This window comes from Solirubrobacter soli DSM 22325 (assembly GCF_000423665.1).
GTDB lineage: Bacteria > Actinomycetota > Thermoleophilia > Solirubrobacterales > Solirubrobacteraceae > Solirubrobacter > Solirubrobacter soli.
The window spans coordinates 342,982-358,915 of the sequence record NZ_KE384073.1 but is presented as its reverse complement, the minus strand read 5'-3'; the positions used below and the strand labels follow the sequence as shown (position 1 = coordinate 358,915).

The following is a 15,934-nucleotide window of genomic DNA, read 5'->3' as shown; positions in this document are numbered from 1 at the left end:
CTCCGTCGGTTCGATCTACACGATGCCGTAGATGACGTTGACCTTACGCTTCGCGAGGCCGTTCTGGATGCGCGACACCCAGGCGCGGCGAGCGTGCTCGTCGGAGGTGCGGACGCCCTTGACGACGAGCGTGACCGTCGTCTTGGTCGTCTTGTAGCTGACCTTGCGCTGGATCGACTTGCTCAGCTTGGCCGCCTTCACGGCCGCCTTGAGCTTGGCGCTGTCGGCGCGCTTGACGCGGATCAGCACGTCGCGGGACGGGACGTTGGCCGCCGGCTTGACGCCCGCGACCTTCGTCACCAGCTTCGTCTCCGGCGCGGCGGCCGGCTTGACGTCCGCGAACGACGGAGCCGGAGCGGCCGTCTCCGCCGACGGGGCGGTCGGAGCGATCTCCGCGCCGATCGGGTACAGCGCCGCGTTGAGGACCAGGCGCTCGTCCTGCTCCTTCCAGGCGCGATAGAACGCGTCGTAGCCGATGATCACCGTGTGACCGGCGCCGGACGGCGTGTCGACGATCACCGGGCGACCGGCGAGGCCGGCGGCGTTCGTCTGGTAGCCGTAGTGGCCCGGGGTACGCGCGACCGAGTCCGCGTACTTGGCCACGACCTTGCCGGTGCCCACCGAAGCGGCGGAGCCGTCGAACACCGGGTTGCCGTTGCTGTCGCGGTAGATCCAGCCGCCGAGGTCGAAGCCCCAGGCGACGGGGTTGGTGGTGTCGAAGGTCGCGTCGAACGTGGCGCCCGGCGTCAGCAGCTGGGAGATCGTGTTCGTGTTGACCGTCGACAGGTACGGGCGGACGGAGGCCGCGCCATTGGTGTTGGTGCCGATGTAGATGCCGCCGCCGTTGACGAAGTTCTGGATCGCCGTGCCGGTGTCGTTGATCGTGAACACGCCGTTGGTCGTCGTGCCCGCGGTGATGTTCGCGCCCGGGTTGATGAACGCCGTGAAGTGCTCGTTCACCAGGCGCCCGGCCGTGAGCTGGGTGCTCGTGATGGGGACGATCATCTCGGCCGGCAGCTTGTCCTTGACGCGCAGCGTGAACAGCGCGGTGCAGAAGCTGCCGCCGCCGGAGATCGCGCAGTGACCGATCCCGGTGCCCGGGTACAACGGGTTCGACGGAATCCCCGTCGTGTCGTTGGTGTTGGTGTAGAGCCCGACCTTCGGCACCGCCATCTGGAAGTGCGCGACCGGGTAGTTGGCCAGGCCGGTGACCGGCGTGTTGCGGGCCGCGGCCAGCGCCGCAAGATCCGCCTTGCCGGCCAGGGAGTTCGCGTCGACGAGCGCCGCACCCGTGTAGAAGTGCGTGCCGCCGGCGTCGAACGCCGTCTTGCCGCGGTAGACGTTGACGCCCTTGGTCAGAAGCTCGGACGCGAGCGCGAGGCCCTGCATCGAGTCCGTGTTGAAGGCGTAGACCGGGGACGCCGTGGCCGGGAAGGACCCGAGCTGCGTCTTCGTGATCTCCGTCATCCCGATGCCCGGTGACATCGGCTTCGTCAGGAAGCCGGAGCCCGCCAGGCCGCGGTTGAGCGGGTAGGACCACGTGACGACGTCGTAGTAGTAGCTGTACGGGATCCAGGGGTTCTCCTCGAGCAGGGCGTTGATCCAGTGCTTGGTGCCCTGGTCGAGCGGGATCCACAGCGTGCCGGCCGGCAGCGTGACGCCGTCGGTCGAGGCGAACTGCGACTTGGTCGAATCCGCCGGGTCGGGCTTGACGAACGCGCCGTCGGCGTAGACCTGGCCGTACTCGTGGTAGCCGTTGACGGCGACCGGGGTGTCCAGGCTGAAGACGCGGACGCCCGTCTTCTGCAGCAGGTTCAGCAGCGCGGCGGTGTCACCGGAGTGTTGGTTGGGCTTGAAGAAGTAGCCGCAGATCGTGCCCTGCGGCTGCTGCTCGATGTGATCGTGCAGGGGGCTGACCAGCGAGTTCTCCTGCAGCTTGCAGTCGCGGCCCTGCTGGACGGCCTCGCCCCACTGAGAGACCCACTTGGAGAGGATCGTGTACTTGCTGTTCGCCGTGGTGTTGATCGTCGTGTCGATCGCCAGGTAGTGGTCGTAGATCTGGCGCGCGTAGATGTTCGCGTTGCCCTTCTCGTACGTCATGCCGGCCGCGCCCATCAGCAGCGACGGGACGGTGTCGCCGTACTCCGGCGTGAACAGGTCGTACTGGCTGTAGTTGGTGTAGTAGTCGCCCTGGGCGTTGAACGCGTTCTGCAGCGCCGGGCCGATCGTGTCCTGGATGAAGTTCAGCGCGAAGCGGCTGATCTCGTGGTGGACGGGGTCCTCGTTGGGCGGGAAGAAGTACGCCCGGCCGCCCTGCTGGTGGGCGTCGATGAAGAACACGCCCGGGTACTCGTTCATGAGCGGGACGAACAGCCCGTTCTCCTGCTGGTTCTGGGTCCCGAAGTCACGGTTGGGATCGAAGCCCCACGCCGTCGTGCGGGTGACCGCGTCGTGGCCGTCCGGGTTGCGGATCGGCATCAGGAACATGTCCAGGACCTGCATGCGGCGGGCGTTCTCGCAGTCGGTCCGCGAGAGCAGCTCGTAGACCTCGCGCGTGAGCGACTCGCCCGCTGCGGACTCGTCGCCGTGCGGGGTCGCCGTGCTCCACGTGAAGGCCGGCCGCGTGTAGGCGGCCTCGAGGCCGTCCGCGGTCGAGATGGTGCCCTCGCGCACGCCCCGCCAGAACGCGGCGTCGTTGGCGCCGGCATCGAGGTTGGCGATGTTCTGGCGCGTGCCGGCGACGTAGAAGTTGTACGGCTTGCCGTTGGCCGACGTGCCGATCGACTTCTTGATCACCTGGTACGGGAACTTGTAGCTGTACGACTTCCCGTCGCGCTTGATCGGGCCGTTCGGGTCCTCGATCTGCTCGTCGCTCGCCGTCAGGGCGACGAGGCCGTCCCAGTAGTTGTAGATGACGGCGGTCAGGTTGCGGCCCGCCGGGGGCGTGCCGGCGCCGTTGGTGCCCTGCGGCGCGCCGCCGCCGGCCCGCGCGATGCCCGCGCCGAACGGCAGCACCGCATCGGCGTTCGGGTGGGCGGCGAACCACTGCTCCCACGTGGGGATGGCGGAGTTGTAACCGATCGTGTCGGTACAGCCCTTGGGGTCGACGTCGGCGCGTGACACCGCGGGCGCCGCCGCGGCGGCGAGCGCCGCAAAGCCGACCGCGAGCGCGGCGCGCACCGCGTTACGACGGAGCGACATCAGGAGAACCTCCGGGTCTCGTTGGCGGTGGCCAAGACGGCGTTACCGCCGAACCGGGCGCTCGCCGAGAACGACTGGTTGCTCTTCGCGGCCGTGACCGAGGCAGAGAACGTGCAGGTCTTGGACACCTTGAGCTGCTGGTTGAGCAGCGAGCGGCCGTCGCGCGTGATGACGAGGTTGACCGAGCCGTTGCAGCCCTGGGCCGCGGTGACGCCGGACGGGAGCTTGAGCTTGCCCGAGACCGTCCGGCGGACCTTGCCGCCGCTCACCGACTTCTTGGCCACGCTGAGGCTGATGTCCGGCGTGAACTTCGCGACGGTCACGCTGCGCTGGACCTCGGCCGTCCGGCCGAGCACGTCCGTGACCACGGCGCGCAGCGCCTGGCCGCCGACGTCAGCGCCCGTGGCGTTGATCGTGCAGCTGTACGGCGCGGCGGTGATCGAGCACACCTGGCGCGAGCCGAGGAAGACCACGACCGACTTCAGGCCGGCCGGAGCCGTGACGGCGAACGCGACGTTGCCGGAGCCGCGGAGCGGGCTCGGCCACGACTGGAACGCGAGCGTCGGGGCGGCCGCGGGGTCGGGCGTGGGCGTCGGCCCGGGCGCCGGGCAGGAGACGGTCACCGACGTCGTGGCCGCCGCCGTCTGACCGAGCGAGTCGGTGGCGACCGCGCCATACGGACGCGTCGAGTTGCACGCGGCCTCGGCCGGGATGACGACGCTCTGCGTGTACGGCGGCAAGGACGCCGTGCCGAGCGTGGTGGTGCCGCTGGTGAAGCGCACGCGCTTGACGCCGAAGTCGTCAGCCGGGCTGGCGGTCAGGGTGATCGTCGCGCCGGGAGCGGCGCTCGCCGGGCTGCTCAGCGACACGGTCGGAGCGGCGTCGTTGACCGGGATCGGCGCGGAGAGCACCGGCCACTGGCCCGTGCTCGGGTTGGTCTGGTTGCCGTTGCGGTACGGGAAGAAGTCGACCGAGTTCGAGGTCGTCCCGCCCTGCGCCGGGTCGGCGGTCGACGTGCCCGTGACCGGGTTCTCGCCCGAGTTCGGGTTCGTCGTCGGGGCGATCGCGGGGCCCGGGTTCGTGGCGGCGGTGTCATACAGACCCCACCAGTTGTTCTCGGCGAACAGCAGGTTGCCGTAGCCGGGCGAGGTGTTGTTCGTCGTGACCGGGACGACGAGGCCGGTCTGCGGCGTGACGCCGTCGGCCTGCAGGTTCATCACGCCGTACGAGTTGTCGACGATGTTGCTGTTGGCGATCTTCGAGTAGATCACCGTGCTCGTCGCCGTCGAGAAGCTGGTCAGCTTCGCGCCGACGTAGCGCACGCCGGAGCCGAGCGACAGGTTGGCGTTGTTGGTCGCCGAGTTGCGGACCGGGGCGCCCGTGCCGAGCACGAGGTTCTGCGAGATCGTGGAGCTCTCGATCGTCGCGTAGGAGCCGGCGGTGATGCGGACGCCGTCCTGGCCGAACAGCGGGCCGGTGGTCAGCGTGTCCGGGCCCGGGAAACCGGCGCCGGTCAAACCGCAGTTGCCCGTGCCCTGGTAGTTGATGCACTGCGTGCGCCCGATGACCTGGCTGGCGGTGATGACGCCCCAGTCCACCGTGCCGGACGACGTGAACGGCGCCGCGTCGTTGATCGCGCCGTCGATCAGGATGCCGATCTTGTTGTACTTGTCCACCCGGGTGCGGGTGATCTCCAGGCGGCGGGCGCCGTCCACGGGCGCGTAGAGCGCGTTCGTGACCTGCGCGATGCCGATGCCCGGCTGGGTGCCGCGGTAGCCGCCGGCGCGGTTGTACGCCTCAGCGCCCTCGGAGGTGACGACGTTCGTGACGTGGCTGCGGTTGACCGAGCCCTTGGCGTCGAGGAAGACGATGCCCGCCTCGACGGCGACCGGCCGGCCCTGCGGGTCCCAGCCGTCGACCGTGACGCCGGAGACGTCGACGTCAACTGGTTGCGACGGGGTGCCGACGATCGCGATCACGTCGCCGAGGCCGTTGCGGATGTCCGGCGTGGCCTCCATGATCCGCCCGTACGCCGGGCCGGACGACTTCGGCGTGATCGTCACGAGATCCGCGCCCGCGCCTTTGAGCGTCAAACTCTTGGAGATCGTCAGCGCGTTCGTGCCGACCTCACCCGTGCCCTCGACGTACTGGCCGGGGCAGATGATGACCGTGTCGCCCGGAGCGGCCGCGTCGACCGCTGCCTGCACGGACGTGTAGCCCGCGGCCGGACAATCCGCATGATCGTCGTCAACCGTGACGGACCCTGCGTATGCGCTCTGCGCGAAGCAGAGCACACCCGCGCTGACGAGCACGGGCAGTACCCGATACCTCAAAATCAACCATCCCCCTTCGGACCCCACTTCAGCGGCGTACGCACAGTGCTACGCGTCGCGACCGTCTCAGATCGTGTGAATTCCGGCAACGCGTTGGGCGTTGAGATCTCTCAGCGCGCGGGTCGCTAACGGTTCCGGGGTGACACCCCGTGGGTAGGCCGCCTCCAGACCCGAGGAGGCGAGATGTACAAGCAGGTGCTGGACCCCGTCGGCGACTCGCTGTTCGTGAGTGCCCTGTTCGCGCTGGTTCCGTTGGCGATGCTGTTCCTGCTGCTGGGCGGGCTCAAGCTCAAGTCGCATTGGGCCGGGCTGCTGTCGCTGCTGGGGGCGATCCTCGTCGCGGTGATCGTCTACTCGATGCCGGTCGGTCAAGCGGTCGACGCGGGCTTGGAGGGCGCGGCGTTCGGGCTGTTCCCGATCATGTGGATCGTCTGGAACGCCATCTGGATCTTCCAGATGACCGAGGAGTCCGGGCACTTCGCGGTGCTGCGGCGCTCGTTCGGGTCGATCTCGGACGACCAGCGCATCCAGGCCGTGATCATCGCGTTCTCGTTCGGCGCGCTGCTGGAGGCGCTGGCCGGCTTCGGGACGCCGGTGGCGATCACCGCGACGATGCTGGTGGCGTTCGGCTTCAGGCCGATCAAGGCCGCCTCGGTGGCGCTGGTGGCCAACACCGCGCCGGTCGCGTTCGGCGCGATCGCGATCCCGATCGTCACGCTCGCGGGCCTGACGGACATCCCCAAGGAGGACCTGGGTGCGATGGTCGGCCGCCAGACGCCGCTGCTGGCGCTGTTCGTCCCGCTCATCCTGGTCGGCATGGTCGACGGCCGGCGCGGGATCAAGGCCGTGTGGCCGGCGGCGATGACGGGCGGTGTCGCGTTCGCGATCGGGCAGTTCGCGTGCTCGAACTACCTCTCGGTCGAGCTGACCGACATCGTGGCGTCGCTGCTGTCGGTGGGTGCGATGGTCGTCTTCCTGCGCGTCTGGCACCCGAGCACGCCGCTCGTTGGCGAGCGCGCTGGGCGAAGCGGACCGATGATCGCCGGCGCCGCGACCGCGGACGCCGCGCACGAGGCGGCGGTCAGGCGCCGCGAGGGCCGCGGGCCGGACTCACGCGCCGACGTGATCGCCGCGTACATGCCCTACGTCATCATCATCGTCGTCTTCGGTCTCGCCCAGTGGGGTCCGGTCAAGGACCTCATCGCCAAGGGCTCGACCGAGTTCGCGTGGCCCGGGCTGGACATCCTCAACGCCAAGGGCGAGGCACCGTCCGCGGTCACGTACAAGTTCAACTGGCTGCCCGCCGCCGGCACGCTGCTCTTGCTCTGCGGGCTGCTGACGATGCTCTACCTGCGCATCTCCCCCGCGGCCGCTGTGCGCGCCTACGGCCGCACGCTCGACCAGCTCAAGTGGGCGACGCTGACCGTCGCCGCCGTGCTCGGCCTCGCGTACGTGATGAACCTCAGCGCGCAGACGCTGACGATCGGCAACTGGATCGCGGGCGCGGGCGGGGTGCTGGCGTTCCTGTCGCCGATCATCGGCTGGCTGGGCACCGCGGTGACCGGCTCGGACACCTCGTCGAACTCGCTGTTCGGGGTGCTGCAGGTCAGCGCCGCCAAGGAGGCGGGCCTTGACCCGACGTTGTTGGCGAGCGCGAACTCGTCAGGCGGCGTGCTGGGCAAGATGATCTCGCCGCAGAACCTCGCGATCGGGGCGGCCGCCGTCGGTCTCGGTGGTCAAGAGGGCGACCTGTTCCGTAAGGTCATCGGGTGGAGCCTGCTGCTGCTCCTGATCATGTGCGTCCTGGTGTATCTGCAATCGACGGCGGTGTTGTCATGGATGGTCGTCTAATCGGCGAGCTCACGGAGATCGTCGGCGACGAGTGGATCTACACGGCTGAGCACCAGCTGCGTACCTATGAGTCCGACGGGCTGCTGCAGTACCACGCCTCGCCCGCCGCGGCGGTGCTGCCGAACAGCACCGAACAGGTCCAGGCCGTCGTGCGGGCGTGCGCGGCGGCGGGTGTGCCGTGGGTGGCGCGCGGGGCAGGATCCGGGCTGTCCGGCGGCGCGCTCCCCGTCAAGGACGGCGTTTTGGTCGTGCTCTCGCGGATGAAGCGCGTCCTCGAGATCGACCTCGACAACGGGCGGGTGTGCGTCGAGCCGGGCGTGACCAACGCGAACGTGTCGGCCGCGGTCGGGCCGGGGTTCTTCTATCCCCCGGACCCGTCGTCGCAGATCGTCTGCTCGATCGGCGGCAACGTCGCCGAGAACTCCGGCGGCGCGCACTGCTTCAAGTACGGGTTCACGACCAACTACGTCACCGGCCTCGAGATCGTGCTCGGCGACGGCGAGCTGATCCAGGTCGGCGGCTACGAGCTCGACGCGCCCGGCTACGACCTGCTCGGCGCGTTCGTGGGCAGCGAGGGGACGTTGGGCGTCGCGACCAAGATCTGGCTCCGCGTGGTTCCGTCGCCGGAGGCGGTGCGGACCCTGGTGGCGTTCTTCGACTCGACGCTCGCGGCGGGCGAGGCGGTGAGCGAGATCGTCGGCGGCGGTGTCGTCCCGGGCGCGATCGAGATGATGGACGCGCGGGCGATCGAGGCGTCCGAGCAGATGGCGCACGCCGGGTATCCGGTCGGCCGGGCCGCGTGTCTGCTGGTCGAGCTCGACGGATCGCAGCACGAGTGCGAGGCGCGCTTCGACGAGGTCGTGGCGATCTGCGAGCGCAACGGGTCCGACGACGTGCGCGTCGCGCGCGACGAGGCCGAGCGACAGCTCTTCTGGAAGACCCGCAAGGCCGCGTTCCCGGCGATGGGGCGCATCTCCCCCAACTACTTCGTCCAGGACGGCGTGATCCCGCGGACGAAGCTGCCGGAGGTGCTCGAGCGCATCGACGAGCTCGCCCGCGAGTACGACATGATCGTCGCCAACGTCTTCCACGCGGGCGACGGCAACCTGCACCCGCTGGTCTGTTACGACGGGCGCAAGGAGGGCGACGCGGAGAAGGCCGAGGAGCTGAGCGGCCTGATCATCGACGCGTGCCTGGACGCGGGCGGGTCGATCACCGGCGAGCACGGTGTCGGCGTCGACAAGAAGAAGCACATGCCGAAGATGTTCGCCGAGGAGGACCTGGACGCGTTCCAGCGGCTGCGCTGCGCGTTCGACCCCGCGGGGCTGGCGAACCCGGGCAAGCTGATGCCGACGCCGCGGCTGTGCGGCGAGGTGCCGGGTCCCTACCGGGAGCACCCGCTCGAGGCGGCCGGCCTGGCGGAGCGGTTTTGAGGCCGGCCACCGTCGCCGAGGCGGCTTTGCTGCTCAAAGGCCTCGAGCGTCCGATCCGTCCGGTGGGCGGCGGCACAAAGCCGTGGCTGCCCGCGGGTGATGAGGAGCCGCTCGAGACCGGCGGGCTGGACCGCATCCTCGAGCACAACGTGGGCGACTTCACCGCGGTGCTCGAGGCGGGGGTGCCGTTCGCCGACGCGCAGGCGACGTTCGCCGAGCACGGGCAGCGGCTCGCGTGGGACCCGCCGGACACCGGCGGCGCGACGATCGGCGGGATCGTCGCGACGGCCGACTCCGGCCCGCTGCGCCACCGCTACGGCGGCGTGCGCGACCTCGTCGTGGGGACGAGCGTGGTCTTGAGCGACGGCACCGTCGCCAAGTCCGGCGGCAAGGTGATCAAGAACGTCGCCGGCTATGACCTCGCGAAGCTGTTCGCCGGGTCCTTCGGCACGCTGGGCCTGATCGCCACGGTGAGTGTGCGCCTGCACCCGCTGCCGACGCGGACGGCCACCGTCGCGTTCGACTTCGACGACCCGGACGCGCTCGCGGCCAAGGCGATCGAGCTCGCGCGCCTGCCGCTCGAGGCCGACCGGTTCGACGCCGTTTGGCGGGACGGGCGCGGGCAGCTCCTGGTGGAGTTCTCGGGCGCCGCCGCCGAGGACGCCGCGCGGCGCATCGGCGAGCCCGCCGACGTCGACTGGGAGACCGTGCGCGCGCTGCAGCGCGGCACCGTCGTCGTGAAGGTCTCCGGCCGCCCGACGGACCTCGCGGACGTGATCCGCGCGGCCGGCGACGGGACCGTGATCTCGCGCGCCGCGCTCGGGCTGTCGTGGATCGCGCTGCCGGACGCCTCCCGCATCGCCGCGATCCGCCAGGCGCTCGCTCCGCGGCATTGCGTCGTCCTCGACGGTGTCACCGAGGTGGCCGAAGCGGTGCCCGGTCAGGCCGTCATGGAACGGCTCAAAGCGCGCTTCGACCCGGCCCGGATCTTCCGTCCCGGCACGTTCGTAGGAGGAATATGAGCACCGCCTGGGATCTCGAGCGCCAGCCGCCCGATCCGGAGCTGATCAAGGACTGCGTGCACTGCGGGTTCTGCCTGCCGACCTGCCCGTCCTACGCGGTCTTCGAGGAGGAGATGGACTCGCCGCGCGGGCGGATCGTGCTGATGCGGATCGGGCACGAGGAGGCGTCGGCGATCTCGCCCGAGATGGTCACCCACTTCGACCGCTGCCTGGGCTGCATGGCGTGTGTGACGGCGTGCCCGTCCGGCGTGCAGTACGACAAGCTGATCGAGCAAGTGCGGCCGCAGATCGAGCATTCCGAGGCGCGCTCCTGGCAGGAGCGCGCCTACCGGCGCGCGATCTTCGCCGTCTTCACCCACCCGGCCCGGCTGCGCGCGCTCGCGCCCGGGGCCAAGCTCGGCCCGAAGCTCGCGCCGCTGGTGCCGGTCGAGCGGCTGCGGGCGATGCTCGCGCTCGCGCCCGCGAAGGCCTCCTACCGCCCGCTGGCGAAGCACAAGACGTCGGCCGCTCCGGTCAAGCGCGGGACCGTCGCGTTCATGCAGGGCTGCATCCAGCGCGTGTTCTTCGGCGATGTCAACGCGGCCACGCTGCGGGTGTTGTCCGCCGAGGGCTGGGAGGTCCACGCGCCGCGCTCCCCGCGCTGCTGCGGCGCGCTGCAGATGCACGCGGGCGTCGACGAGGAGGCAATCCCGCTCGCCGAGGCGACGATCGCCGCCTACGAGGGCTATGACCGCATCGTCACCAACGTCGCCGGCTGCGGCTCGGTGATGAAGGACTACGGCCACATCCTCGACACCGACCGCGCGCGCGAGTTCTCCGCCAAGGTCGTCGACGTGCACGAGCTGCTGGCGAGCGAGGAGCCGCAGGCCGTGCGCAAGCCGATCGAGCTGCGCGCCGCCTACCACGACGCCTGTCACCTCGCGCACGCGCAGAAGGTCCGCCTGCAGCCGCGTGAGCTGCTGCGCGGCATCCCCGGCCTGGAGCTGCTCGAGCCCGCCGAGTGGGAGCTCTGCTGCGGGTCGGCCGGCATCTACAACCTCTTGCAGCCCGAGGCCGCGGCGAAGCTCGGCGCGCGCAAGGCCGAGAACCTGCGCGCGACCGGCGCCGAGGCGATCGCCGCCGCCAACCCGGGCTGCGCGCTGCAGATCGCCAAGCACCTCGACCTCCCCATCTATCACCCGATGACCCTGCTCGACATGTCACTGCGAGGAGTGAAGCCGTGAAGGTCCAGTCCGCAGCACCCCCCGACGAGTCGCTCGAGACGATCCTGTCCGCCGACGCGCTGGCCTTTGTGGGCGAGCTGCAGGAGCGCTTCGGCGCCCGCCGCGCCGAGCTGCTGCAGGCGCGCGCGGAGCGCGGCGCACCGTCCGGGTTCCTCGACGAGACCGAGGAGATCCGCCGCGGCGACTGGCAGGTCCCGCCGCCCCGCCCGGACTACGAGGACCGCCGCGCCGAGATCACCGGCCCGACCGACCGCAAGCTCGTCATCAACGCCCTCAACAGCGGCGCCAAGGGCTTCATGGCGGACTTCGAGGACGCGAACTCCCCCACCTGGCGCAACCAGGTCGAGGGTCACGTGAACCTGATCGACGCGATCGAGGGCACGATCACCTACGACGGCGCCGACGGCCGCCACTACGAGCTGATCGACAACCCTGCGACGCTGCTCGTGCGCCCGCGCGGGTGGCATCTCCCGGAGAAGCACATCACGGTCGGCGGTGAGCCCGTCGCCGGCGCGTTCATGGACTTCGGGTTGTACGCGTTCCACAGCGGGCCGCGGTTGGCGGAGCGAAACCGGGGTCTGTACCTCTACCTGCCGAAGATGGAGCACCACCTCGAGGCGGGGCTCTGGAACGACGTCTTCACGTTCACACGCGAAGCGCTCGGGTTGCCTGCCGGACTGATCCGCGCCACGGTGCTGATCGAGACGCTGCCCGCGGCGTTCCAGATGGCCGAGATCATCCACGCCCTCGGCGAGCACTCCTACGGGCTCAACGCCGGCCGCTGGGACTACATCTTCTCGATGATCAAGGTCTTCCGCGACGACCCGGACTTCGTGCTCCCGGACCGCAACGACGTCAAGATGACCGTCCCGTTCATGCGGGCCTACACCGAGCTGCTGGTCAAGACGTGCCACGAGCACGGCGCCTTCGCGATGGGCGGCATGGCGGCGCTCATCCCGTCAAGGAAGGACGCGGAGGCCAACCAGCGCGCGATCGAGGCCGTCAAGGCCGACAAGGAGCGCGAGGCCAAGGCCGGGTTCGACGGCACCTGGGTCGCGCACCCCGACGTCGTCGACGTCGCCCTGAAGGCGTTCGACGACGTGCTCGGCAACCGCCCGAACCAGATCGACAAGCAGCGCTACGACGTCGATGTCACACCGGAGCAGCTGCTCGACGCCGCCTCCACCCCGGGCGAGATCACCGAGGAGGGCCTGCGCTCGGACGTCAACGTCGGCTTCCAGTACATCTCGTTCTGGCTCGGCGGGCGCGGCGCGGCCGGCATCAACAACCTGATGGAGGACGCCGCCACGGCCGAGATCTCCCGCTCCCAGATCTGGCAGTGGGTGCGCCACGGTCGCTTCGACCGCGACCATGTGCGGCGGATCCTCGACGAGGAGATGGAGAAGATCCGCGCCGAGGTGGGCGACGAGACCTGGCAGAAGGGGCGCCCGGACGAGACGCGCGCCATCTTCGAGAAGGTCGCGCTCTCGGACGAGTTCCCGGACTTCCTGACGCTGCCCGCCTACGAGTACATCGATTGATGCCAGTGGAAGGTGAAGCGCACGACCTCCTCGGCGTATGGCTTCAGCGACGGCATCTGCACCGGCCAGGGGCTCGTCACCTCCCCCGGATCGTCTCTGAGGATCGCGTCCAGGAGCGCGCCCGCGGTCCTCGGTCGCCCGGTCGCGTGCGCGAGCAGGAGCAGCGTCGCCTTGTAGGGCGCGATCGGCTCGGCCTCGCGCATGAACTCGGCCGGGTCCTCGGCGCGCACCTTGATCAGCCGGTAGGTGTTCAGGAAGCGCTTGAGCGCGCGCGGTGAGCGGTTGAGCAGCCACGCGAGCTCGTCCATCGCGGCCAGCTCGTCGTCGGTGATCTCGAGGCCCGGCGGCTGCAGGTCGCGCGGCGCGGGCGGCGGCGGCCGGAGCGGCGCGGGTCGCTCGCCCGTGGTCGGCGTGGCTCCGTTGCCCTGCGACGTGTCCGCGCCGATCGTCCCGGTCCGCGCGGGCGTGGACGCCGGCCCGTCCGTCGCGGCGGCCACGTCCGGCGCCGCCGGTGCGGTGCCGCGGCGCGCGGTCGCGCCGAGCATCCCGCGCAGCATCGCCCGCGACGCGTCGGCGTCCAGCGGCTCGAGCCAGAACGGGATCTGGAAGATCTTCTCGAGGTAGTCACGCGGCTCGGCGCCGCCCTCGGGGTCGAGCAGGTGCTTGTGGTGCAGCCGCAGCGCCCGCTCGACCCAGCGCACGTCGACGCCGACGACGACCGTGAACAGCGGGAACGCCAGCAGCAGGTGCACGGCCTGCAGGACGGCGACGACCTGGTCGGGCTCGCAGCGGTCGAGGTCGTCGATGTAGAGCACGATCCGCCCGACCCGCGCGTCATCGTCGGCCTCCTCCTCCTCGAGCGTCTCGTAGGCCTCGATCTCCCCCGCGCCGATCCGCAGGTAGTCCGACATCGCCTCGAAGTCCTTGCGCACGAGCGCGAGCACCCCGAGGTGGCGTCGGTAGTCGTCGGACTCGACCCGATCGGCGATCAGGCGCGCGAGCATCCGCGACGGCGTCGTGACCTTCAGCTCGTGCTCGAGCGCGACGAGCTTGGCCTGCTCCTCCTGCGCCTTGCGCTCCGCGGCGTCGTACGCGAGCTGCTTGGCGCGGATCGCCTCCTCGTGGCGCTCGCGCGCCTCACGCAGCGGCGCCTCGAGCTGCTCCTTCGCCTGTTGGACGTCGTCGAGCCTCGCTTGCGTCCAGGCGGCCTGTCGCTGCAGCCACGCGGCGAGGCCGCCGAGCCCCGCGACGACCCCGGCCAGGCCGTCGATCTCGGGCGCGAACCGGGCCACGACCCAGGCGACCACCGGCGCGGCGAGCAGCGCCAGCGCGAGCCACGCGAGCCGCCGCTTGTGATCGGGGGCGCGGACGAGCGGGGTCAGCACCTCGGTGCCGCGGTCGAGCACGGCGCGGGTGTCGTCGAGCGCGGCCTCCAACTGCGCGAACGTGTCGCCCGCGACCGGCGTCAGGACCGCATCGGCGACCGCCTTGCGCACCGCGGGCGCCGCCACCTCGCGCAACGGGTCCGTGGCATCGAGCTCGGCCAGCTCCTCCTCGAGCGCCGCGCGTTCCTCATTGACATCGCGCAGTGTCTGCGCGACGTCGTCGCGCGCGTCGGCGACCACCTGCTGCTGGGTGACGATCTGCCGCTCGACCGCGTTCCGCCGCCGCTCCACGACGTCCTCGTCCTCGTCCTCGGACAGTCGCAGGTTGCCGAGGATGTGCTCGACCAGGCTCGCCCACAGGTTCCCCTCGGCGTAGTGCCAGGCGTTGAACTCGATCTGCACGATCCGCTTGTGCCACGCGACGTCCTTCTGCATCTGGCCGGAGTCGCGCGCGTCGCCGGCGAGCTCCGCCACCCGTCCCCGCAGCCGCCGCATGAAGAACGTCTTGCCGCTCCCCCAGTCGCCGAACAGACCCACCGAGAGCGGCGGGTCGACCGTGCGCGCGGCGAGCAGCGCCGCGAGCGCGTCGACGTCCGGGTCGATCGGCAACCGCTGCGTGCGGTCCTCGGCCACGCGGGTGTCATCGGCGCTGTACGCCGTCAGCTCGCGGCGGACGAGCGGCTGGAAGTCCCCCGCCCACGCCACCAGCAGGCCGCCCTCGGTGCCCGCTACGAGCTGCTCGCCGTCCTGCGCGTAGCGCAACGCCGTGACCGGCGAGGTCACCGCCAGCTGGGCGATCGCCATCCCTGTCTCGGGGTTGGCGACGTACACGCTGCCGTCCGCGCACCCCATCGCCAGGCGCGTCCCGTCGTCGGAGAACACGACGTGATCGACGCGTTCCGCGAGCTCCTGGACCCGCTCCCCCGTGGCGGCGTCCAAGAGCGTGCCGCGTGCGCCTGCGGCGGCGATCCGCGTCCCGTCGGGGCTGATCGCCAGCGGCGCCGCGCCGTCACACGGCACCGACCAGTACTGGCGCCCGGAGGCGACGTCCCACAGCGCGATGCGGGAGTCGTCGCGCGTGGCGATCGTCGCACCGTCGACGCTGAGCGCCACGTCCGTCGCCGTGCCGCCGATCTCGCCCAGCACCGCACCGGCCGGATCGACGACCCGGACGGAGCCATCACCCACCACCGTCTGGGAGCGCCCGTCGAGCCACGCCTGCGATACCCGGCCTCTCGGCGGCGGGCGCAGCGCATCGATCTCGATGATCCCCGAGCGTCCCACGAGGAGTTCGCGCCCGTCGGCCGTCCAGCCGACCCTGAAGACCGGGCTGGGGGTGTCGCGACGCCGTACCTGGCGGCGGTAGGAGCGCGTCACCAGCGTCCAACCGCGATCCGTTCCGACGAGGATCAGCTGGCCGCTCGGGTTGAACGCCAAGTCATTGATCCGCGCGTCGAGCTGCGCGGTGCCCATCGCGACGCCAGTGATCGCCGCCAGCAGCGGGATCGTCTCCAGCCGCTGCAGGCCGAGCGGCGTCAGACCCTCGACGAACCGCGCCGGAAGCTGCTCGGTCAGCCCGAACCAGAGGCCGGAGCGGACGATCTCACGCCCCGCGACCGGGTCCGCCAGCGCGAGAGCGAGGATCACGGCGCGGCCGTGCAGCTCGGGGTGGGCGGGCACGGTCAGCAGCTCGCGCGCCTCGGCCAGCCAGCGATCGACCGGTTCGACCCGCGACGCGGCGGGCCACTCGATCACCCGCACCGGGTAGTCGTGCGTGTGGCGCGACAGGATCGCGTCGACGACGCGCTGCGCGGGCACCGGCCCGGCGTTGCCGAGCTCGGAGGCGACCCCCTCGACCGTCGGCGTCGTCTTCAATGCGTCCACGCGCGAAAACCTAAAGGGGTCAGGCCCCTTTATCTACGGCCTCGTCGACTAGCGCGTGATC

8 protein-coding genes are annotated in these 15,934 nt (G+C 70.6%); 5 read left to right on the top strand and 3 right to left on the bottom strand.

The window, feature by feature from the left end:
- Positions 1-15: 15 nt before the first annotated feature.
- Both G569_RS0142605 and G569_RS0142600 read right to left on the bottom strand, forming a co-directional pair.
- The gene (locus G569_RS0142605; RefSeq protein WP_028067929.1) at positions 16-3,201 is read right to left on the bottom strand and encodes a M14 family zinc carboxypeptidase; all 3,186 of its coding nucleotides are present in this window, start codon (positions 3,199-3,201) and stop codon (positions 16-18) included.
- Positions 3,201-5,534 carry an Ig-like domain-containing protein gene (locus G569_RS0142600; RefSeq protein WP_157592697.1) on the bottom strand — a complete coding sequence of 778 codons (2,334 nt, stop codon included), beginning with the start codon at positions 5,532-5,534 and terminating at the stop codon, positions 3,201-3,203. Before G569_RS0142600 ends, G569_RS0142605 begins: the two co-directional genes overlap by 1 nt.
- 183 nt (positions 5,535-5,717) lie before the next feature.
- Between G569_RS0142600 and G569_RS0142595 the strand changes: the two genes are divergently transcribed.
- Genes G569_RS0142595 through aceB form a run of 5 tightly spaced genes read left to right on the top strand, consistent with a single transcriptional unit; the run spans position 5,718 to position 12,604 of the window.
- Positions 5,718-7,385 (top strand): L-lactate permease, encoded by a 1,668-nt coding sequence (locus tag G569_RS0142595; RefSeq protein WP_028067927.1) that lies wholly within the window; start codon positions 5,718-5,720, stop codon positions 7,383-7,385.
- The gene (locus G569_RS0142590) at positions 7,370-8,818 is read left to right on the top strand and encodes an FAD-linked oxidase C-terminal domain-containing protein (protein ID WP_028067926.1); all 1,449 of its coding nucleotides are present in this window, start codon (positions 7,370-7,372) and stop codon (positions 8,816-8,818) included. Before G569_RS0142595 ends, G569_RS0142590 begins: the two co-directional genes overlap by 16 nt.
- Complete coding sequence (locus G569_RS56410; protein ID WP_169542378.1) at positions 8,815-9,840, top strand: FAD-binding oxidoreductase; 1,026 nt, start codon at positions 8,815-8,817, stop codon at positions 9,838-9,840. Before G569_RS0142590 ends, G569_RS56410 begins: the two co-directional genes overlap by 4 nt.
- On the top strand, positions 9,837-11,063 hold the full coding sequence (locus G569_RS0142580) for a (Fe-S)-binding protein (RefSeq protein WP_028067925.1): 1,227 nt from the start codon (positions 9,837-9,839) through the stop codon (positions 11,061-11,063). The genes G569_RS56410 and G569_RS0142580 overlap by 4 nt, the downstream gene beginning before the upstream one ends.
- Positions 11,060-12,604, top strand: coding sequence for a malate synthase A (gene aceB, locus G569_RS0142575; RefSeq protein ID WP_028067924.1), 1,545 nt, complete (start codon positions 11,060-11,062; stop codon positions 12,602-12,604). Before G569_RS0142580 ends, aceB begins: the two co-directional genes overlap by 4 nt.
- On the opposite strand, the gene G569_RS0142570 is transcribed toward aceB, so the two are convergent.
- Positions 12,586-15,873 carry a P-loop NTPase fold protein gene (locus G569_RS0142570; protein ID WP_028067923.1) on the bottom strand — a complete coding sequence of 1,096 codons (3,288 nt, stop codon included), beginning with the start codon at positions 15,871-15,873 and terminating at the stop codon, positions 12,586-12,588. The two genes, aceB and G569_RS0142570, sit on opposite strands and share 19 nt — an antisense overlap.
- Positions 15,874-15,934 lie beyond the last annotated feature (61 nt).

Coding starts and splice junctions, on each gene's coding strand:
- G569_RS0142605 (WP_028067929.1), bottom strand. CDS start 3,201: ATGTCGCTCCGTCGTAACGCGGTGCGCGCCGCGCTCGCGGTCGGCTTT.
- G569_RS0142595 (WP_028067927.1), top strand. CDS start 5,718: ATGTACAAGCAGGTGCTGGACCCCGTCGGCGACTCGCTGTTCGTGAGT.
- G569_RS0142590 (WP_028067926.1), top strand. CDS start 7,370: ATGGATGGTCGTCTAATCGGCGAGCTCACGGAGATCGTCGGCGACGAG.
- G569_RS0142580 (WP_028067925.1), top strand. CDS start 9,837: ATGAGCACCGCCTGGGATCTCGAGCGCCAGCCGCCCGATCCGGAGCTG.